General features: G+C 45.0%; 17 protein-coding genes and 1 riboswitch. Of the genes, 10 read left to right on the top strand and 7 right to left on the bottom strand.

Features of this window, described 5'->3' with window-relative positions:
- Positions 1–83: 83 nt before the first annotated feature.
- Positions 84–932: a mechanosensitive ion channel family protein gene (locus O3602_RS04650; RefSeq protein WP_003013106.1), complete on the bottom strand. Its 849-nt coding sequence runs from the start codon at positions 930–932 to the stop codon at positions 84–86.
- A gap of 137 nt (positions 933–1,069) precedes the next feature.
- Here O3602_RS04650 and sstT point away from each other — a divergent pair, with 137 nt between their 5' ends.
- Entirely contained in the window at positions 1,070–2,287 is a 1,218-nt protein-coding gene (gene sstT, locus O3602_RS04645; protein ID WP_371611238.1) for a serine/threonine transporter SstT, read from the top strand.
- Between the two features lie 53 nt (positions 2,288–2,340).
- Here the strand turns inward: sstT and O3602_RS04640 are convergent, their stop codons facing one another.
- The 5 genes from O3602_RS04640 to O3602_RS04620 form a co-directional block, all read right to left on the bottom strand.
- On the bottom strand, positions 2,341–3,672 hold the full coding sequence (locus O3602_RS04640) for a sodium:alanine symporter family protein (RefSeq protein ID WP_049488984.1): 1,332 nt from the start codon (positions 3,670–3,672) through the stop codon (positions 2,341–2,343).
- Positions 3,673–3,773: 101 nt separating this feature from the next.
- Positions 3,774–3,868, bottom strand: a riboswitch (glycine riboswitch).
- A 129-nt stretch (positions 3,869–3,997) separates the two neighbouring features.
- Positions 3,998–5,416 (bottom strand): C69 family dipeptidase, encoded by a 1,419-nt coding sequence (locus tag O3602_RS04635; RefSeq protein WP_003013357.1) that lies wholly within the window; start codon positions 5,414–5,416, stop codon positions 3,998–4,000.
- A 159-nt stretch (positions 5,417–5,575) separates the two neighbouring features.
- A complete protein-coding gene (locus tag O3602_RS04630; RefSeq protein ID WP_371611237.1) occupies positions 5,576–7,915 on the bottom strand; it encodes an endonuclease MutS2 in 2,340 nt (779 codons plus the stop codon).
- A gap of 73 nt (positions 7,916–7,988) precedes the next feature.
- Positions 7,989–8,543, bottom strand: a complete 555-nt coding sequence (locus O3602_RS04625; RefSeq protein WP_003013253.1) for a CvpA family protein — start codon at positions 8,541–8,543, stop codon at positions 7,989–7,991.
- A 10-nt stretch (positions 8,544–8,553) separates the two neighbouring features.
- Positions 8,554–8,844, bottom strand: a complete 291-nt coding sequence (locus O3602_RS04620; RefSeq protein WP_003005477.1) for a hypothetical protein — start codon at positions 8,842–8,844, stop codon at positions 8,554–8,556.
- Between the two features lie 136 nt (positions 8,845–8,980).
- On the opposite strand from O3602_RS04620, the gene rnhC reads away from it, so the two are divergent.
- The 3 genes from rnhC (at position 8,981) to O3602_RS04605 (ending at position 13,034) form a co-directional block, all read left to right on the top strand.
- Positions 8,981–9,880, top strand: a complete 900-nt coding sequence (rnhC, locus tag O3602_RS04615) for a ribonuclease HIII (RefSeq protein ID WP_155128154.1) — start codon at positions 8,981–8,983, stop codon at positions 9,878–9,880.
- A 3-nt stretch (positions 9,881–9,883) separates the two neighbouring features.
- Positions 9,884–10,534: a signal peptidase I gene (lepB, locus tag O3602_RS04610; protein ID WP_003013305.1), complete on the top strand. Its 651-nt coding sequence runs from the start codon at positions 9,884–9,886 to the stop codon at positions 10,532–10,534.
- A gap of 67 nt (positions 10,535–10,601) precedes the next feature.
- Positions 10,602–13,034, top strand: a complete 2,433-nt coding sequence (locus O3602_RS04605; RefSeq protein WP_371611274.1) for an ATP-dependent RecD-like DNA helicase — start codon at positions 10,602–10,604, stop codon at positions 13,032–13,034.
- Between the two features lie 8 nt (positions 13,035–13,042).
- Here O3602_RS04605 and dinB read toward each other — a convergent pair whose 3' ends face one another.
- On the bottom strand, positions 13,043–14,149 hold the full coding sequence (dinB, locus tag O3602_RS04600) for a DNA polymerase IV (protein ID WP_320911155.1): 1,107 nt from the start codon (positions 14,147–14,149) through the stop codon (positions 13,043–13,045).
- A gap of 260 nt (positions 14,150–14,409) precedes the next feature.
- Between dinB and pflB the strand changes: the two genes are divergently transcribed.
- The 6 genes from pflB to O3602_RS04570 all read left to right on the top strand — a co-directional run bounded on the left by pflB (position 14,410) and on the right by O3602_RS04570 (position 21,334).
- A complete protein-coding gene (gene pflB, locus O3602_RS04595; protein ID WP_003013174.1) occupies positions 14,410–16,725 on the top strand; it encodes a formate C-acetyltransferase in 2,316 nt (771 codons plus the stop codon).
- 418 nt (positions 16,726–17,143) lie between these two features.
- On the top strand, positions 17,144–17,902 hold the full coding sequence (locus O3602_RS04590; RefSeq protein ID WP_003013402.1) for a threonine/serine exporter family protein: 759 nt from the start codon (positions 17,144–17,146) through the stop codon (positions 17,900–17,902).
- A 4-nt stretch (positions 17,903–17,906) separates the two neighbouring features.
- Positions 17,907–18,374, top strand: a complete 468-nt coding sequence (locus O3602_RS04585; protein ID WP_003005049.1) for a threonine/serine exporter family protein — start codon at positions 17,907–17,909, stop codon at positions 18,372–18,374.
- Between the two features lie 107 nt (positions 18,375–18,481).
- On the top strand, positions 18,482–18,706 hold the full coding sequence (locus O3602_RS04580; RefSeq protein WP_371611236.1) for a hypothetical protein: 225 nt from the start codon (positions 18,482–18,484) through the stop codon (positions 18,704–18,706).
- A 193-nt stretch (positions 18,707–18,899) separates the two neighbouring features.
- A complete protein-coding gene (locus tag O3602_RS04575; protein ID WP_371611235.1) occupies positions 18,900–20,072 on the top strand; it encodes a hydroxymethylglutaryl-CoA synthase in 1,173 nt (390 codons plus the stop codon).
- Entirely contained in the window at positions 20,072–21,334 is a 1,263-nt protein-coding gene (locus tag O3602_RS04570; protein WP_155167283.1) for a hydroxymethylglutaryl-CoA reductase, degradative, read from the top strand. Before O3602_RS04575 ends, O3602_RS04570 begins: the two co-directional genes overlap by 1 nt.
- Positions 21,335–21,370 lie beyond the last annotated feature (36 nt).

The raw sequence follows: 21,370 nt of genomic DNA, 5'->3' as shown, positions 1-21,370 counted from the left end.
GAGCCCACTCAACCACTGCGTCTTGCTCGACAATCCAAAAACAATTGAGAGGCTAGGACTTTTGTCCCAGCCTCTTTTTTGTGTTACATGATCCCGTTCTTTCCTGTCGGTAGGTTAATCCCTGCTTCCATCAAGGCATCATGGTAGAGTTTATAGTAGGTATGATAGACAGTCGTCTGGGTTCCATTTTGCGCAGTCATAGCAATTCGGAAGGAATAACGACCATTTTTTTCGATCTGTGGGCCTAAAATCGTAGGACCTGTCAACACCTCTGGGTGTTTATCTTGTTCAGACTGATTGACCTGAGCAATCACCTGATAGATCTTGTCGAGATCGGTATTTGCGTCTAGCGGAATATCGATCAGCACGCGCATATCGCCGCGTGAGAGATTGCTGACGACGGTGATATTGCGATTCGGAACAAAGTGGAGAGTCCCATCAAAGTCCCGTACCTGGGTCGTCCGAATCCCGACACTGCTGACGATGCCGGCAATATTAATAGACCCATTCGTGAGACGAACATTGTCACCCACGTCCAGCTGGCGTTCTAAAAGGATGAAGAAACCATTGACCAAATCGGAAAGAAAGCCCTGGGCTCCCATCCCAATCGCCACCCCAGCAATCCCAGCACCAGCCAAGAGACTAGAGACCGGAAGACCCAGAATCGATAAAATCCAGTAGATCAAGATGAAATACAAACAATAGTTTAAGAGGCTCTCAACCAAACGGAGAATCGTTTTTTTACGGGCTTCATCCTGCACCGTATACTTAAAGGAAGGGGTTAATATCCGCTTGACCAGGCTATGGATGGCCTTTTTAGCGATAAAAAATAAGAGAAAGATAAAAATTAGAGAGATACATTTTGATATCAGATCATCAAAAATCTTCGTCCAGTCTATTTTACTGAAATAACGTTGGAAAGCTTGACTCATTTATTCGGGCCTTTCTACCAAAGAATAGTATAATTATATCAAATATTCGGAAATAAGGCTATTTTTTGAAAATTTCATTACTTTCCCCCCCTAACTATCGTATAATATTCCTTAATTATTTTTTAAGGAGGTCCTACATGATTCATCGATTGATTACAACTTGGAATAAAACCAACCTTATGAAAAGGATCGCAATCGGGATTGTACTTGGAGTCATCCTAGCACTTATCTTCCCGAAAGCAACTGGCATTGGACTCTTAGGAGAGTTCTTTGTTGGGGGGCTCCGTGCGATCGCACCCCTTCTGGTCTTTGCGCTCGTCGCAAATGCCCTCTCCCAACACCAAAAAGGGACAGAGACCAATATGAAAAAGGTCATCGTCCTCTATCTCCTAGGAACCTTTGCTGCTGCCTTCGTCGCTGTTTTGGTCAATTACATTTTCCCTATCACCATTACCCTAACTGGAAAGGCTGCTGAAGGATCCTCTCCAAACGGGATTGGCGAAGTGATCAGTAACCTCTTGCTCAAGATCGTCGACAACCCGGTCAACGCCTTGCAGCAAGCCAACTACATTGGGATCCTTTCTTGGGCAACCGTCTTTGGGATTGCCATGAGAGAGGCGAGTGAACACAGTAAAGACCTCCTGCAAACCCTAGCAGACATCACTTCAAAAATCGTTGAGTGGATTATCAACCTAGCTCCATTTGGGATCTTAGGCTTGGTCTTCACGACCATCGCTGGCCAAGGACTCAGTGCCCTTAGTAACTACGGGATTCTCTTACTTGTTTTGGTTGGTACCATGGCTTTTGTAGCCCTGGTCATCAATCCATTGATCGTCTTTTTCATGATCCGCAAGAACCCTTATCCCCTAGTTTTTAAATGCCTCCGTGTCAGTGGGGTAACAGCCTTCTTCACTCGAAGTTCTGCAGCCAATATCCCTGTCAATATGCGTCTCTGTGAAGAGTTGGGGCTGAATCCAGACACCTATTCTGTCTCCATTCCACTTGGTTCAACTGTAAACATGGCAGGCGCAGCCGTGACGATCAATATTTTGACGCTAGCTGCTGCCAATACCTTGCACATTCAGGTTGACTTTGGAACGACGCTCATCCTGAGTGTCGTAGCGGCTATCTCTGCTTGTGGAGCATCCGGAGTTGCGGGAGGATCTCTCCTTCTCATCCCTGTTGCTTGTAGCCTCTTTGGCATCACCAATGATTTGGCCATGCAAGTCGTCAGCGTCGGCTTTATCATCGGGGTCATCCAAGACTCTTGTGAAACAGCCCTCAACTCTTCGACAGATGCACTCTTCACTGCCATCGCCGAAATGAGCAGCTGGCCAAAAGAAAAACGCTATTAAATGAGCCTATCTCAAATAGACAAGAAAACCCAGATCTCGCGATCTGGGTTTTCTTATTTCTTAAAGTATTGTTTGCTTTCTTTGATGATGACAGGGGAGAGAGCTAAAAGGGCGATCAGGTTGGGCAAAGCCATCAGCCCATTCACAATATCCGCGATCACCCAGACCAGATCCAGCTTAAGGAAGCCTCCTAGTCCAACCATAAAAACAAAGAAGGTCCGATAGAGGTTGATATGTTTAACACCAAATAGGAATTCAAAACACCGCTCTCCGTAATAAGACCATCCAAGAATAGTCGTGGTCGCAAAAAGCACCAAGCATAGCGTTAGAATGATACCTCCGACTGGACCAAAGACGCCTGTAAACGTATCCTGAGTCAGGGTGCTAGTGCTGCCCTTAGCCATCCACTCACCTGAAACCAAGAGTGAAAGTCCTGTCAAACTACAGATGATAATGGTATCAATAAAGGTTCCTGTCATGGAGATCAAACCTTGCTCGACGGGCTCATTGGTCTTCGCTGCGGCGGCTGCAATGGGTGCAGATCCGAGACCAGATTCATTAGAGAAAACCCCACGCGCCACCCCTTTTTGGATAGCCATTTTGACCGTTGCTCCTGCGAAACCTCCCATGGCTGCAGTTCCTGTGAAAGCACCTGAAAAGACTGCTTTTAAGGCTGGAAGCAATTGGTCCAGATGCAAGACAATAATCGTGATAGTCGCAAAGATATAGGCAGCAGCCATAAAAGGAACCACTTTTTCAGAGACTTTGGAAATCCAGTGAATCCCTCCAAAGATGATGGTCGAAACCACCAGAGCAATTACTACACTAGCCACTTCTGGAGCTGTTCCAAAACTGGCCTGAAGGGATCCCGTAATGGAATTAACCTGGGTCATGGTTCCGATCCCAAAGAGGGCCACCAGCACTCCTGCAACCGCAAAGAAAATAGCCAGCGGTCGCCACTTCTCTCCCATCCCGTGAAGAATGTAGTACATGGGACCACCCGAGATATGACCGTTGTCATCCTTGGTCCGATAACGAATGGCTAAGAGCCCTTCTGCATACTTGGTCGCCATTCCAAAGAAGGCTGCCATCCACATCCAAAAGAGGGCACCTGGGCCACCTGTCTGAATCGCTGTAGCCACCCCTACAATATTCCCCGTCCCTACAGTAGCCGCTAGAGCTGTCGCAAGGGCTCCGAAACTCGAGATATCCCCGTGTCCCTCATCTTCTGTAAAGATCAGGCGAAAAGCTTTTGGAAGGTAGCGTATTTGAAGCAAACCCAAGCGAAGGGTTAGGTAGATCCCTGTTCCCACCAAGAGCACCAACAGCGGGGCGCCCCATACTAGATTATCGAGCTGCTGAAAAAACTGCAATACATGGTCCATTTTCTGTCTCCTTTTTCATCGACCGCTCGACAGAAAAGAGAAAAAGAAAGAGCACATGTCAAACATGTACTCTGGTCCTGCTTAAAATAGGGGCTTTCCCTATCTTTCGCTCTGTCCTTTTACCTGAGAGTTTGAGTAGATGCATCCTCTACCTTGCCCCTTCGGTGCCATTTCTGGTCTCTCCAGAGTTCCGTCCATTCACAGTCACTCACGCTCCTGCAAACTTCATTCGGTCGTATGTAATTTTCTCTATTTTAATCGATTTTCAAAAGTTTGTCAATCGTTTCTGAAAATATCTTGTAAACTACCTGAAAATACACAGTTTTTAATCACTCAAGGAGAAGTGATTGGTCATGAGGTTGCTAGCATCGAGCAAAATCTTGTCCAAGAGTTGATCTGTCGCTTCCTGGATTTGATCACTCATAGCTTGGTTTTCCGCCTCAAAATCAACGGTCTCACCTGCTGCAAGTGCACGATCGACTTTATTGATGCGCGCATGTCCCCAGGCCATTGTCGTTTCTTGGTAATCATCCAAATCACCAACATGGTGAGCATAGTGTGGATCTGCTAGTCCTGCAATAATCCGGTTGGCCCAGTAGAAGGAATCTGTTGTTACCTTAGCCGTTGTATTGGCAAAGTAGTCTGGCGTTGTATCCACTTGGGTAAAGAAAGGAACGGCTGTATTATAAGGCATGGAGCCATAAGAAATCCATTGGATACCTGTAGTTTCTTGTGGTTTATTGGGACGCAATTGCAGAATCGCTGTCTGGCTGGTCCGGTTGATCCCGATCGTCCGGAAGGTCCGCTGACTCACGTGATCTCCTTCAGGGCCATAGGGATCGTAGATAGTGTCTTGGTAGTGGTTGCTCAAGACATATTTGACATCTTCAATCGTCACCTTGCGATAGGGTTTTTGACACCAAGGAATCTCAAAGCTCCGTGGATCCTGCTCGATTTCAGGATTGAGGAAACGCTGGATGGCCCAAGCCCGCGGTGTATTGTAGTGACGGTCCTTGTCTTTTTGGCTACCAAAGGCATAGCGTGGATTAAAACCTTTCCCTTCTTGATCCAGAATTAAATGGTGCTCTGTGACAAAATGTTCAAGATCTGGGTCACAAAGAAACTCATCGGGATTGCCAAATTCAAAATAATCACTTCCCAGTTGGTTCGGGTTGGTCACATAGGCATCGTCAGGGACACGGCGCGCCATCCAGTGGTGACCTCCGATGGTTTCCAACCACCAGATTTCATTCACATCTGAAATGGCGATCCCGTTAGACTCATAAGTTCCGTACTCTTCCAAAATCTTTCCGAGACGCAAGACCCCTTCGCGGGCAGTCTTGACATAAGGCAAGACCAAGGTCAGCATGTCTTCCTCACCGATACCACTCTCTACAAGAGGATCTGCCCCTAGCACACGGCTATTGGTCGTAATAGTCTCTGTCTCACTCATGGCTACATTATAGACATTGATCCCAGCTTCTCCCCAGATCCCATCTTTAGGAATGGCATCTGGAACCGCTGTATAGCGAACTGGATTATCTGGCAAGCCGATTTCAAAAGTTGATAAAACTGACTTGTAATGACGCGGTTGATCTTCCGGTTTGACCACGATCAATTTCTTGGGCGTAAAAACGCCATTTTGAGAATCCTCTGTTCGTGCTACAATGGTCGAACCATCATAGCTAGCATTTTTTCCGACTAGAATCGTTGTACACGAATCTGCACTTTCACGTTTACGCATGCGTATCCTCCCAAATCATTCATTGCCTCTATTATAGCACTTTTAAAAGGGAGGACCTACTGAAAATCAGATTTAAAAGCGAATCCTTTTCAACAACTTTCAATCATTTTCATTTTATAAAATTTTAAAAACCCTAGCTGATAAACAGCTTGGATTCGATTATCCTTTAAACGTGACAATGGTTGCGCCGCTACCACCTGCATTTTGGGGGGCATATTCAAAACTTTTGACGTGTTTGTTGCGGCGGAGGTATTTGGTCACCCCTTCACGGATGACACCCGTCCCAATCCCGTGGATGATATCGACTTGTGCCATGTTGTTGAGCAGCGCTTGATCGATAAAGCCATCTAGCTCTTGCATGGCCTCTTCATAGCGTTTCCCACGGAGGTCCAGACGCGCTCTCGGCCCACTCGTGTTCGAGCGTTTGACGACATTCACCTGGCGTTTCTTAGGTTGAGTTGCTTCTTTTTCAGCCTTGATAAGGTTGAATTCTTTTTCTTCCAAGGTCATCTTGATCAAGCCGACTTGCGCCTCCCAGCGGCCATCTTTGAGTTGCTTGACCAGGGTTCCACGTTGGCCATAGCTGATAACCAAGATTTCATCACCTACCTTAGGAGCACGCGCCTTTTTGGCTTTTTTCAAGACCTTGTTTTTAGAAAGGTCAACGGTCTCAGGAGCGAGTTTTTTCAACTGAGCCTTGGCTTCAATGATTTCATGTGGTTTCAACTGGGATTTAGCATGAAGTCCTTGAAGGATACGGTCACTCTCTGAGAGGGCCATGTCCACAATTTCCTTGGCCTCTTCTCTCGCCTTATTGAGCTCTGTTTCTCTCTCTCGGGTCAGTTCGTTATAGAGTTTTCGAAGAGCACGATTGAATTTAAGATTTTCTTGCTCGACCTCTTGAATGGTATCCAAGCGCTTGCGACTTTCTAAGGTCTGCGCCTCCAATTTTTCAATAATTTGATTGACATCATTATCCGTATTGGTCATCTTCATGGCATCCTGGATAATGGTCTCAGACAAGCCCAAACGGCGGGCGATCTCAAAGGCATTGGAGCGACCAGGAACTCCTTGCATGAAGCGATAGGTAGGACGCAGACTTGCTGTGTCAAATTCCATACTGGCATTTTGCACCCCTGCAGTCTCAATTCCATATGCCTTGAGCTCTGGATAGTGGGTTGTCGCCATGGTCTTAATCCCGCGTAAACGCAGGTCTTCTAGGATAGCAATAGCAAGGCCAGCCCCCTCTTGAGGATCGGTTCCAGCCCCCAACTCATCCAGAAGGATCAAGGAGGCGGTATCCACTTGATTTAAGATAGATACGATATTGGTCATATGACTGGAGAAGGTCGACAAGCTCTGCTCGATCGATTGTTCATCTCCAATATCTGCAAAGACCTGTGAGAAGATGCCCACACGACTACCTGGATCTGCTAGAATGGGAAGACCAGACTGGGCCATAATTTGCGCTAGTCCCAGCGTTTTTAGCATGATGGTTTTCCCCCCTGTATTGGGACCGGTAATCACGATTTCTGTCAAGTCCTCGGTAAAATGCAGGTCATTCGCGACAGCATTTTCAATCAAGGGATGACGTAGTTGCAAGAGCTGAATAGAGCGATTGCTACTAACCTCTGGTACCACTGCTTTATAATCGCGTATAAACCGATACTTGGCCTTGATCAAGTCTAAGTGACCGATAATCCAAGCATTATTTGCAATTTCTGCTGCATGAGGGCGCAGGGTGTCAGATAATTCCTCCAGAATCTGAATGATTTCATACCGTTCATCGGCTCGATGGTTGGCAATTTCTTCATTAAGATTGACGACTGCCCGAGGCTCGATATAAACGGTATTCCCGCTGGCTGAGATATCGTGGACCACCCCTGCAATCCGGTTGCGATAGGTGTTTTTTACTGGTAGAACATTGCGGCCATTCCGACTAGCAATCACAACATCCGCTAACATATCGGCCTTGCTTTTCAGTAGATCTTGTAGAATCTCTCTGACCTGGTGTTCATTTTCCTGGATTCGGCGACGGATTTTGGCCAATTTTTCACTGGCAAAAGACTCGACAAAGCCTCCTTCGTTGATAGCTTGAAGCCCACCTTGTAGGCGAGGAAGATCCACCAAGTTGTCAAAGAGGCGATTGAGCCTTTCCAGACGGACATTTTCCAAGTTGTCGTAGAAATCCTTGAGCTCATGTGTCACCCGAAGGACAGCTTTTAACGCTAGTAATTCATCGATATTGAGGGATGCCTCCATCTCCAAACGCTTGGCCACTGGACGGACATCTTGAATCGTCGATACGGCAAAGCGAGGCTCTTCCAAGAGGATCTGCTCCATATCTTCTAGCTCCATAAAGGCCGTTTCGATGCTTTCTTTTTTATCAGTTGGAGTAAGGGCTGCTAGCTCCATCTCCCCTTGTTCTGTCTGTAGATAGGGTTCAAAGAGTTGCTTAACCTTGTCAAACTCCAGAATATCTAATATTTTTTTATTCATGTTTCTCCTACAAAAAAAGTGAGCGTCCTTCCTTGAATCGGACTTGTCTCACTTCTTTCTTCATTTTTGCTCCTTAAGCTCCGATAATCGCAGTCACCCACAAGTTGTGGAACAGACTGGAACTGATCGGGGTATGAAGGATGATAAAGCGGATCAATCCACTTGCATTTAGTCTATTTTGGATGGAAGGCATGGGAACCGTTGAGAGGACAGTCAAGCCCATCTGGATGACCAAGAGAGTGATCACGACAGCAATCACACCCGCTCCAATTTGATACTTGCGATCCTCCAGTTTTTCTGGCTGGGGTACCAAGTGCATAAAGATCCCAATCACGCGACCAATCAGGTAGATCATCGTAAAAATCAACACATAAGCTAAACCTGCATAAAAGATGTCATCTAACTGAAACAGGTAGCGGTTGGCATAAAAATAATTCACTGATTGCTGGGTGGGACTCGAAAATGGAACCCATAGAGACAACACCTTGGCCAGCCCCTTGTAGCTGCCGCCTGCAATCAAGAGGGCCACTAAGGTCACTAGAAAATAATAGGACTGGAGGATAATCCCTCTTGCATAACCAATATAAAAACTCCATGCCAAAATCAATAAGATTAAGAAAGTTAACATGTATCTCCTCTTATTTAGATGATTTATCCTTTAAGTCGTCTAAAGCTTTGCGACGAAAATCATCTAATTCTTTTTCTTTGTCGTCAAACTCAATCTCGCGATTCAGCTGCATGGACAAACTATTTACTGCCAATAAGATCGCGATGGTTTCGTCATCTGCCTCTGGCATTTGTTCCTTAATTGCTTGGTATTTTTCTTTCGCAACACGTTCGACTTCTTCCATAAACAGATTATCATGGTTGGTTGTTAAAGTGAGCGCTTTGTTTCCAAATGTAAATTTATATCTATTTAAGCTCGCCATAAAAATCACCTCACGGTATTATACCAAAAAAGGCTAGCTTTGTCAGTAGCAAAGCCCCTCTTCACAGGGATTTTCCAGTGGATTCTTTCTTTCTTTTTGCTCCCTCTCTCCCTGAATTTGTGGTACAATAGTGGTTATGGAAAGTATGACACTCACTCCAACACAGGAGCAAATCCTTGATTTTGTCCATACCTATCGAAGTTCTCTCACTCAAAGCAAGAATCCTCATATGGATTATTTCTTTCGACTAGAGGGAGCGACCGTTTCAATCTACAAGTCTGGAAAAGTCTTGCTCCAGGGCAATGACCTTACTCCTTACCTGGCCTTTTTCGGGCAAGATGCTGGGAACCCTAAAGGTTCTACTACTTCATCTGCACGACAAGATCTAGCCATGATCGGAACCGACGAGGTCGGAAACGGCTCTTATTTTGGTGGACTCACCGTCGTTGCATCCTTTGTCACACCTGACCAGCACGACTGGCTCAAAAAGCTCGGTGTGGGGGATTCAAAGACCTTGGATGATCGAAAAATTCAGCAATTGGCTCCTCTCCTTGAGGAAAACATCCAGCATCAAGCACTCTTATTGTCTCCAAAGAAGTACAATGAAGTCATTGCTTCTGGCTACAATGCTGTTTCGGTCAAAGTCGCTCTGCACAATCAGGCTATCTATCTTCTATTAAATAAAGGAGTCCAAGCAGAGCGAATTGTGATCGATGCCTTTACGACGGCTAAAAACTACCAAAAATACGTGAAAGCTGAAAAAAATCAGGTCTCCCAAGCTATTGAGTTGGAAGAAAAAGCAGAAGGTAAGTATCTAGCTGTTGCGGTTAGTTCCATCATTGCCCGCAATCTCTTCCTTCAAAATCTGGAAGATCTGGGCAAGGAACTGGGCTTTAATCTGCCTAGTGGAGCAGGGGCGAAGTCAGACCAAGTCGCTGCTAAATTGCTTCAGACCTACGGGATGAAAGCTCTGGATTATTGTGCCAAACTCCATTTTAAAAACACAGAAAAAGCAAAGAAATTACTAGAAAGATAAGTTATGTCAAAAAGAAGTTCAAAACATACATCTAGCTCACCAGTGGTGAGATTCCTTAAAGAATGGGGCCTCTTCAGCATCATCGTTGGTCTCATCATCGCCTCACGCGTCTTCCTTTGGGCTCCGGTCAAGGTGGATGGTCATTCGATGGATCCGACCTTGGCTGATAGCGAGTACCTCCTTGTGGTCAACCACCTTTCGATTGATCGTTTCGACATTGTCGTTGCCAGTGAAAAAGACGACGACGGCAAAACCAAGGACATCGTCAAGCGGGTCATCGGTCTTCCTGGAGATACTATCCAGTACGACAACGATACTCTCTACATCAATGGGAAAAAGACCAATGAGCCCTATTTGAAAGACTACATCGCTCGTTTCAAAAAAGATAAATTGCAATCAACCTACACTGGAAAAGGGTTCGAAGAAAACGGAGAACTCTTCCGCCAATTGGCCAATACAGCCCAAGCCTTTACAGTAGACAAGGATGGCAATCCTAAATTTACCTTGAAGTTGCTCGACGATGAATACCTCTTACTTGGAGATGACCGGATCGTTTCAAAAGATAGCCGTCAGGTCGGAGCCTTCAAGAAAGAACAAATCAAAGGGCAAGCCGTCTTTAGACTATGGCCTATCTACCCTTTCAAAACTTATTAGTATAGATCAACAGACTGAGGCTGAGACAAGTATGTCCCAGCCTTGCTTTATAAAAAGGAAAGAAATGATGGAATATTATTTTTCTGGTACTATTGAGCGTATTATTTTTGAAAATCCTAGCAGTTTTTTTCGAATCCTCTTACTCGACATCAGCGATACAGATGCCGAAGACTTTGATGATTTTGAGATCATTGTAACGGGCACTATGGCAGATATTATGGAAGGCGAAGACTATACTTTCTGGGGGGAGCTAGTCCATCATCCTAAATACGGAGAACAGCTCAAAATCAGTCGCTATGAACGTGCTAAACCCTCTAGCAAGGGCTTGGTGAAATATTTTTCCAGCGATCACTTCAAAGGAATTGGGCTCAAAACGGCTCAAAAAATCGTGGACCTCTATGGAGACAATACCATTGACAAAATTCTGGAGGCCCCTGAAAAATTAGAAGATATCACTGGTCTCTCCAAGAAAAACCGCCTGGCTTTTGTAGAAAAACTCCGTCAGAATTACGGAACAGAGCGCATTCTCGCCCAACTAGCCAACTATGGCATTCCCAATAAATTGGCCTTTCAGATCCAAGATTTTTATAAAGAAGAAACCCTCCAGATCGTGGAGCAACAGCCCTACCGATTGGTGGAAGATATCCAAGGCATGGGCTTTAAAATCGCGGACCAACTAGCCGAAGAATTGGGGATTGCAAGTGATGCCCCTGAGCGATTCCGCGCGGGTCTGATCCACAGCCTTTTTAGCTACTCTATCGAGACTGGAAATACCTATATCGAAGCCAAGGACCTCCTGCGCTATACCATTGACCTCCTAGAATCCGCTCGTCCAGTAGAATTGGATCCTTCCACTGTCGCCCAGGAATTAGGACGCCTCATTGAGGAAGACAAGGTCCAAAACGTGGACACCAAGGTCTTTGACAATAGTCTCTTCTTTGCGGAGGAAGGGATTCGCAGTCATATCGGTCGCCTCCTAGAAAAAGGAAAGCAAGCTTCATTTGAAGCTGAGAAAATCAACCAGGCGATTGAGGAGGTTGAAAAAGATCTGGGGATTCGCTACGATGCGATTCAAAAAGAGGCGATTCACCAAGCTATCCAAAACAAGGTCTTTATCCTCACCGGGGGTCCTGGGACAGGAAAGACTACCGTTATCAATGGGATGATCAGTGTCTATGCCCAACTCCACCAGCTGGACCTTCGGAAGAAACAAGACCTGCCGATCCTCTTGGCTGCCCCAACGGGACGGGCAGCTAGGCGCATGAATGAGCTGACAGGACTTCCGAGCGCCACCATCCACCGCCATTTGGGGATGACTGGGGATGATGACACCAGCCACTTAGAGGACTACCTAGATGCAGACTTTATCATTGTGGATGAATTTTCCATGGTTGATACCTGGCTGGCTAATCAATTACTTAGCAATATTGCAACAGATACGAAACTCTTGATTGTGGGAGATGCCGACCAATTACCTTCCGTCAGCCCTGGTCAGGTCTTGGCTGATCTCTTGCAGATCCCAAGCATCCCTCAGACCAAACTGGAGCATATTTTCCGTCAGAGTGAGGACTCGACCATTGTCTCACTGGCAGGAGACATTCGCCAAGGCAAGCTTCCTCAAGATTTCACAGAACGAAAAGCTGACCGCTCTTATTTCGAAGCCGGAAGCGAACACATCCCTAAGATGATTGAGCAAATCACTTCTGCTGCCCTTCGCAGTCAAATCCCTGATCGAGATATCCAAGTCTTAGCTCCCATGTACAAGGGCCAGGCCGGCATTGACAATATCAATACGCTCATGCAAGACCTTCTCAATCCAGCTGTCAAAGATCAGGTGGTCTTTGACACGCCAGACTGCCAATACCGCGATGGAGACAAGGTCATCCATCTGGTCAATGATGCAGAAAGCAATGTCTTTAATGGAGATATTGGCTACATCACCGATCTTCTCCCAGGAAAATATACAGAATCCAAGCAAGATGAATTGACTATCCAATTTGATGGCAATGAAATCGTCTACCCGCGCAATGAATGGTACAAGATTCGCTTAGCCTATGCGATGAGTATTCACAAATCGCAAGGAAGTGAGTTTCCGGTAGTGATTTTGCCCATTACCAATCAAAGCCACCGGATGTTGCAGCGTAATTTGATCTATACTGCCATCACGCGCTCTAAGAGCAAGCTGATTCTCTTAGGAGAATACAGCGCCTTTGATTACGCCACTAAAAATACCGGTACTGCGCGCAAGACCTACTTGGTGGAGCGCTTCAAGGACCTGGACGGAGGCGAGGCAACCAAAGACTCTTCTTCAGCCGTTGCCACCGCTTCTGCTACAGTCGAATCCGCACGAAGCAAGGAAGGGACTGTTGAAAGGAAGGCTGAGCCTGATGAACCGACTGTCTATCGACTGACAGAAGACAATCTCCACACCATTTCTCCTATGATCGGACTGACTGAAGAAGAGATTGCAGCCTTTTTTGACATCAAAAAATACGACTAGTGAACAAACTAGTCGTTTTCTTTTTCTTCCACCAAAGGCAGCTCAGTATGATCGATGAAATTGGTCATGGTGACACCCAAGAGACGGATTCCTGTATTTATCGATTCGATTTCTTGAAAAATATGTCGGGCGGAACGATTGATCCGCTCAGCCTCTCGTGTTGGCTCCGTCAATGTCATCCGCTTGGTCAGGGTGGTGAAGTCTCCATAGCGCACTTTTAAGACCAAGGTTTTCCCTTGCTTGCCGTGTTTTTCCAGCGATTGGGCCACCTTACTGGACAGATTGGCAATTTCTTCTAAAATATCATCTTCAGCATAGAGTAGCTTGCGGTAGGTCCGCTCTTTTCCGATCGACTTGCGGATGCGATGGTTCTTGACAGGGCTATTGTGAATGCCTCGCGCCTTACGAAAGAGATCATAGCCAAAGCGTCCAAATCGATCAATCAAAGTCATCTCCGGGATGGCTAAAAGATCCGCGCCAGTATAGACCCCCATCTCATGCAGCCGCTCCACTGTCTTCTTTCCTACCCCGTGAAATTTGGCAATGTCCATCTGGCTCAGGAAATCCTCGGCATCCTCCGGCAAGACCACAGTTAGGCCACGGGGCTTTTGGTAGTCACTTGCCATCTTGGCCAAAAACTTATTATAAGAGACACCCGCTGAAGCTGTGAGATGCAGCTCTTCCCAGATCGCATGCTGAATCAAGCGGGCAATCTTGACAGCTGATTTGCTCTGGATTTTATTTTCCGTCACATCTAGATAGGCTTCGTCAATACTCATAGGCTCGATCAGATCTGTATAGCGCTTGAAAATCTCACGAACCTGCTCGCCCACTTCTCGGTATTTTTCATAATTTCCAGAGATAAAAATCGCTTGGGGACAAAGGTCCAGCGCTTCCTTGGAACTCATGGCCGAATGAATCCCATATTTCCGTGCTTCATAGTTACAGGTCGAGACCACACCTCTCCCTCCTGATTGACGAGGGTCCTGGCCAATTACGACAGGCTTCCCCTTTAAACTAGGGTTATCTCTTTCTTCGACCGCAGCAAAAAATGCATCCATATCAATATGAATAATCTTGCGACTCGTATCATTCACCAATGGAAATATCAGCATTTTTCACCCTCCTTTTTTCTATTATAAGAAGAAAATTTTAGAATTGCAAAAATCGGCCCTTCCTAAAAACATGAAAATTGATGGAAATTCATGTTCATTTTCAAAAATGTAGTACAGTATCCCAGAAGAATTGAAACTGTATTATAAAAGAATCTGCTATTTTTCGCAATTTGTCTTTGTGTAACCGGTTTCTGTATGGTATACTACTATTGTAAGTGCAACAGATATAGTTGCTAGAAAGACAATAGAGGAAAATAAAAATGGTTGTTAAAACAGTCGTTGAAGCACAAGATATTTTTGACAAAGCCTGGGAAGGCTTCAAAGGTGAAGATTGGAAAGAAAAAGCAAGCGTTTCTCGCTTCGTTCAAGCTAACTACACACCTTATGATGGCGATGAAAGCTTCCTAGCTGGTCCAACTGAACGTTCTCTTCACATCAAAAAGATTGTTGAAGAAACAAAAGCTCATTACGAAGAAACTCGTTTCCCATACGATAACCGTCCAACATCTATCGCTGATATCGCAGCTGGATATATCGACAAAGAAAACGAAGTCATCTTCGGTATCCAAAATGATGAATTGTTCAAATTGAACTTCATGCCTCGTGGTGGTATCCGTATGGCGGAAACTACTTTGAAAGAAAATGGATACGAACCAGATCCTGCAGTTCATGAAATCTTCACAAAATACGTTACAACTGTAAACGACGGTATCTTCCGCGCTTACACTTCTAACATCCGTCGTGCTCGTCACGCTCACACTGTAACTGGTCTTCCAGATGCTTACTCTCGTGGACGTATCATCGGGGTTTATGCTCGTTTGGCTCTTTACGGGGCTGACTACTTGATGGCTGAAAAAGCAAACGACTGGAACTCTATTACTGAAATCGATGAAGAATCAATCCGTCTTCGTGAAGAAGTAAACCTTCAATACCAAGCACTTCAAGAAGTTGTTAAATTGGGTGACCTTTATGGTGTAGACGTACGTCGTCCTGCCTTTGATACAAAAGAAGCGATCCAATGGACAAACATCGCCTTCATGGCTGTCTGCCGTGTGATCAACGGTGCTGCTACTTCTCTTGGACGTGTGCCAATCGTTCTTGATATCTACGCTGAACGTGACTTGGCTCGTGGTACTTACACTGAATCAGAAATCCAAGAATTCGTTGACGATTTCGTTATGAAATTGCGTACTGTTAAATTTGCTCGTACAAAAGCTTACGACCAATTGTACTCAGGTGACCCAACCTTCATCACAACTTCTATGGCTGGTATGGGTAACGACGGACGTCACCGTGTTACTAAAATGGACTACCGTTTCTTGAACACTTTGGACAACATCGGTAACTCTCCAGAACCAAACTTGACAGTTCTTTGGACTGACAAATTGCCATATAGCTTCCGTCGCTACTGTATGCACATGAGCCACAAACACTCTTCTATCCAATACGAAGGTGTAACAACAATGGCCAAAGACGGATACGGTGAAATGAGCTGTATCTCATGTTGTGTATCTCCACTTGACCCAGAAAACGAAGAACAACGCCACAACATCCAATACTTCGGTGCTCGTGTTAACGTGCTTAAAGCTCTTCTTACTGGTTTGAACGGTGGTTACGACGATGTTCATAAAGACTACAAAGTATTTGACATCGATCCAATCCGTGACGAAGTTCTTGAATTCGAATCTGTTAAAGCAAACTTCGAAAAATCTCTTGACTGGTTGACAGACACTTACGTAGATGCTTTGAACATCATCCACTACATGACTGATAAGTACAACTACGAAGCTGTTCAAATGGCCTTCTTGCCAACTCACCAACGCGCTAACATGGGATTCGGTATCTGTGGATTTGCCAACACTGTTGATACATTGTCAGCAATCAAATACGCTACTGTTAAACCAATCCGTGACGAAGATGGCTACATCTACGACTACGAAACAATCGGTGAATACCCACGTTGGGGTGAAGATGACCCACGTTCTAACGAATTGGCAGAATGGTTGATCGAAGCTTACACTACTCGTCTTCGCAGCCACAAACTTTACAAGAACGCTGAAGCAACTGTTTCACTTCTTACCATCACTTCTAACGTTGCTTACTCTAAACAAACTGGTAACTCTCCAGTCCACAAAGGGGTATACCTCAACGAAGATGGTTCTGTGAACTTGTCTAAATTGGAATTCTTCTCACCAGGTGCTAACCCATCTAACAAAGCTAAAGGTGGATGGTTGCAAAACTTGAACTCACTTGCTAGCCTTGACTTTGGTTATGCAGCTGACGGTATCTCATTGACGACTCAAGTTTCACCACGTGCTCTTGGTAAAACTCGTGACGAACAAGTTGATAACTTGGTAACCATCCTTGACGGATACTTCGAAAACGGTGGACAACACGTTAACTTGAACGTTATGGACTTGAACGATGTTTACGAAAAGATCATGTCAGGTGAAGACGTTATCGTTCGTATCTCTGGATACTGTGTAAACACTAAATACCTCACTCCAGAACAAAAAACTGAATTGACACAACGTGTCTTCCACGAAGTTCTTTCAATGGATGATGCCTTGAACTAAGATTCAAATAGATCTTAAAAACCAGTCGGAAACGGCTGGTTTTTTCATCCCCATCGCAAGAGTATTCTGAATTTTGAAAGAGTTTAAGAGCCTACTATATAGAGTTTGACAGCGCTTTCTCCAAGTGTTATAGTAGAGCTGTAAATAATATAGAAGGGGTGATCCTATGTTTTTAACATTTATTTTCGCTATTATTTGGCTCTTTATCCTGATTGCACTGATCTTTTTAGCAACCCTTCTCGTCCAGGATAGCACCGTGCAACACCACCACCCGAGTTAGCGAATGATAAGCCTAAACAATAGCTATTCTAAACGAATTCAGAAAGGATAAGAAACAAACTAGAATTGTCAAATTTTAGTTCTGTCTCTCGTCCTTTTTTGCTATAATAGAAACAGATTATTTAGTAAGAAGGATATTATGGAAGAGTCAAAACAGATCAACCAAGTGATCGACGTCCTGATGTTAGCTGGAACCCTCCTGATAGAGAGCGGTTCTGAGATTCACCGGGTCGAAGATACCATGATCCGGATCGCCCATTCACAGGGAATCGTCGATTGCAATGTTTTAGCGATGCCAGTCGCTATTTTCTTTTCAATTGAGAATGCCAATGTCACGCGCATGAAACGGATCTTGCGGACTAATTACAATATTGAAAAGGTCTGTGATGTCAATCAGATCTCTCGTCAACTCGTCTCTGGAGAGATAGATCTCGAGCAAGCCTACCAGGCCCTGAGCGAGTTGAAAAATAAGCGCGTTCCTTATACCAATCTCCAGTTGACCATTGCGGCAACCCTCAGTGCACCTTTCTTCTCCATCATGTTTGGGGGAAATTTCTATGATGCGATTGGAGCAGGTATTGCGACTGTCTTTGCCTTTGCTTTTTCTCTTGTCGTTGAGAAATACGTTCGCATCCCCTTTGCCACTGCCTTTGCGGCCGCCTTTGTCTTTGGTTTTTTGGCCCATATCTGGACGCGCTATAGTGGTTTTCCTTCCAATACCGATCTCATTATCGCAGGCTGTGTCATGCCCTTCGTTCCTGGAATCGCCATGACCAATGCCGTCCGCGATCTGATGAATTACCACCTCAACTCTGGGATGAGCAAACTCTTTGAAACTCTCCTCATTACTCTTGCACTTGGTGCCGGTACAACCGTTGCCCTCGTCCTTATGAAATAAAATCATGAACCTAACTGAATTTTTAATCCAAGCGGTGGCCAGTTTGATTGCCATCATCACCTTTTTAATCGTCCTAAATGTGCAACGCTCCATGTTGATTCCTGGAGGAATCCTCGGTATGGGCATCTGGCTACTTTACTATATCCTGAAAGGGCCTACCAATGTCATCGTTGCGACCTTTATCGCAGCCATTGTCGGCTCCTGTATCAGTCAGATTTTAAGTATCATTCTCAAGACGCCTGTCGTGGTCTTTATGCTGTCCATTCTCGCGCCCTTAGTTCCTGGATATATTTCCTATCGGACCACTTCCTTCTTTGTCAGTGGCCAATATCGCCAGGCAGTGACCAGTGTTACCCTGGTGGTTATTCTGGCCTTGGTGATCTCCATCGGGATGGCTAGCGGCTCCGTTGTCTTGAAACTCTACCATTCTTACCAACGCCATCAAAAAAGAAAAATGACCAATGCCAACTAGCATTGGTTTTTCAAAACTTATCTATGTAATCGCTTGCATTTTCACTCAAAAGGAGTACAATGATAATGAAAAAAACAAATCCTTTAAAGTATGCGAGGTGCTGTATGATGATAAAGAAGTATATCAAGTATCTTCCTTATATGATTCTAGGAGCCCTCTCCTCCTATCTATTAGCGACTGATTATGCCCGCAATTCATTTGACTTGTTCTATCTGACCTTGAACTTTATGATTGTGAACATCGCTATACTCGTCTTCTACGAAAAAGTTCTAAAAGATAAATGCAAAGAACTCTTCATACGGGTCATGAGTAACCCTAAAAAAGATAGCTAAGCATAAGATTTGAATAGTCATCTGAGGATGACTTTTTCTTATAGATTCTCTATTTTTTCTTTGAAACATTGCATAATCGGTCCCGAGAATGATTTCCTTGCTGATCTAGCTTTTTCAAAGGAGTTTTACCCTTAAATATGGTAAAATAGTAACGAAATATACTAGTAGATATCAAATAAAAAAGAGGTTAAGAATGACAATTGGGATTGATAAGATTGGTTTTGCGACGAGCCCTTATGTCTTGCGTTTAGAAGATTTGGCCGCTGCTCGTGATACTGATCCCGAAAAACTGAGCAAGGGTCTTCTCTTAAAAGAACAAAGTGTTGCACCGATCACAGAAGACATCGTCACATTGGCTGCTACTGCAGCAGATGATATTTTAACAGACGAAGATAAAGAAGCGATCGACATGGTGATTCTTGCGACAGAATCTGGAATTGACCAGAGTAAGGCTGCTGCTGTTTTTGTCCATGGCTTACTAGACATCCAGCCTTTCGCTCGCTCTTTTGAGATGAAAGAAGCCTGTTATGCTGCGACTGCTGCCTTGGATTATGCTAAACTCCATGTTGAAAAATTCCCTCAGAGTAAGGTTTTGGTCATTGCCAGTGACATTGCTAAATATGGAATTGGAACTCCTGGAGAACCAACACAGGGGGCTGGAGCGGTTGCTATGCTGATCAGCCAAAATCCTCGTATTCTATCTTTTAACGATGACAATGTTGCCCAAACACGCGATGTCATGGATTTTTGGCGTCCAAATTATGCAACAACTCCCTTTGTGAATGGGATTTATTCAACGCAACAATATCTAGATTCTCTGAAAACAACCTGGGCGGAATACCAGAAACGAACTGGCCTTGCCTTGACAGACTTTGCAGCTGTCTGCTTCCACCTGCCTTATCCGAAATTAGCTCTCAAGGGCTTGAAAAAAATCTTGGATAAGTCAGTATCAGAAGAGAAAAAAGATCAATTACAATACAACTTTGATCAATCGATTCTATACAGCCAACGCGTGGGAAATATCTACACTGGATCTCTTTTCCTAGGCTTGCTGTCACTACTGGAAAATGACCCCCAACTAAAAACTGGGGACCGAATCGCCCTCTTTAGCTATGGAAGTGGAGCGGTTGCTGAGATCTTTAGTGCCAACCTTGTTCCTGGTTTTGAGCAACTCTTAGATCACAAACGCATGGAAAAACTGGACCAACGCACGGTTCTTAGTGTTGCTGACTACGAACGACTCTTTTATGAGGAAGTAGATCTAGACCCTAGTGGCAATCAAGTATTTGAACCTGCTACGCATCAAACTTTTGCTTTGACAGAGATCAAGGAACACCAACGCATTTATCAGAAAGTAGAAAAATAATGGCACGATTACCAGGTTTTGCAAAACTTTCGCCCACAGAACGCATAGAGGCCTTACTGAAGGAAGGCCTCTTAACTTGGGATGAAGCACAGATCTTAAAAGAACAAAAGGGACTTCCCCTTTCTATTGCAGATCAATTGACGGAAAATGTCTTGTCGACTTTTGACTTGCCTTTTAGCCTTGCTCCTTATTTCCTGATCAATGGTCGTGACTATGTCCTTCCCATGGTCACAGAAGAACCATCCGTGGTCGCGGCTGCCAGCTTTGCTGCCAAGCTCATTCAACGTTCGGGGGGGTTCACCACCCAGGTGCACCAGCGCCAAATGATCGGTGAGATTGCTCTGTCAGATGTTAAGGATGTAGAAATGGCTACCAAGCGCATCCTAGAGGACAAGGAAACCCTTCTTCAGTTGGCTAATGAAGCCTATCCTTCTATCGTCAAGCGTGGAGGTGGAGCGAGGGATCTTTGGGTCGAAAACAAGGGAGACTTTCTTATTGTCTACTTGGCGGTTGACCCTAAAGAAGCCATGGGGGCCAATATGCTCAACACGATGCTGGAAGCGCTGACCGATCGCATCCAAGAACTCTCTGGTGGACAGGCCTTAATGGCGATTTTATCCAACTTAGCCACGCGCTCTTTGGTGAGTGCACGGTGTGCCATCGATTTTAAAGCACTGAGTCGAAATCCTGAAGAAGCCATTGAGATTGCCCACCGAATGGAGCTAGCTAGCCAACTGGCTAAAGTGGATCCTTACCGTGCAGCCACACATAACAAGGGAATTTTTAACGGGATTGATGCCCTGGTCCTTGCGACAGGTAATGACTGGCGGGCCATCGAAGCAGGAGCCCATGCCTATGCTGCACAAAGTGGTTCTTACAAGGGTTTGAGTCACTGGACAAGTCATCCGGAAGAGAAAAAACTCTATGGAGAGATCACCCTACCAATGCCGGTTGCGACAAAAGGAGGCTCGATTGGCCTCAACCCAACAGTTCAAGTCAGCCACCGTTTGCTAGGAGAGCCTTCTGCTATTGAATTAGCAGGTATCATCGCTTCTCTCGGTTTAGCACAGAATTTCGCTGCCTTGAAAGCCTTAGTGACTACAGGGATCCAAGCAGGACATATGAAACTCCAAGCACGCTCCCTAGCCCTTCTAGCAGGAGCTAAGGAAGAGGAAGTTCCCCGATTGGTCAGCCAACTCCTTGAAAACAAACCCTTTAATTTAGAAAAGGCACAAACACTCTTACAAGAATTGAGAAAATAAAAGAACTAAGACCCACGTCTTAGTTCTTTTGTGTTT

The organism is Streptococcus sp. 27098_8_186, from assembly GCF_041432055.1.
Classification (GTDB): Bacteria; Bacillota; Bacilli; order Lactobacillales; family Streptococcaceae; genus Streptococcus; species Streptococcus dentalis.
The sequence above is the reverse complement of the archived record's forward strand: the minus strand, read 5'-3'. Positions and strand labels throughout refer to the sequence as shown.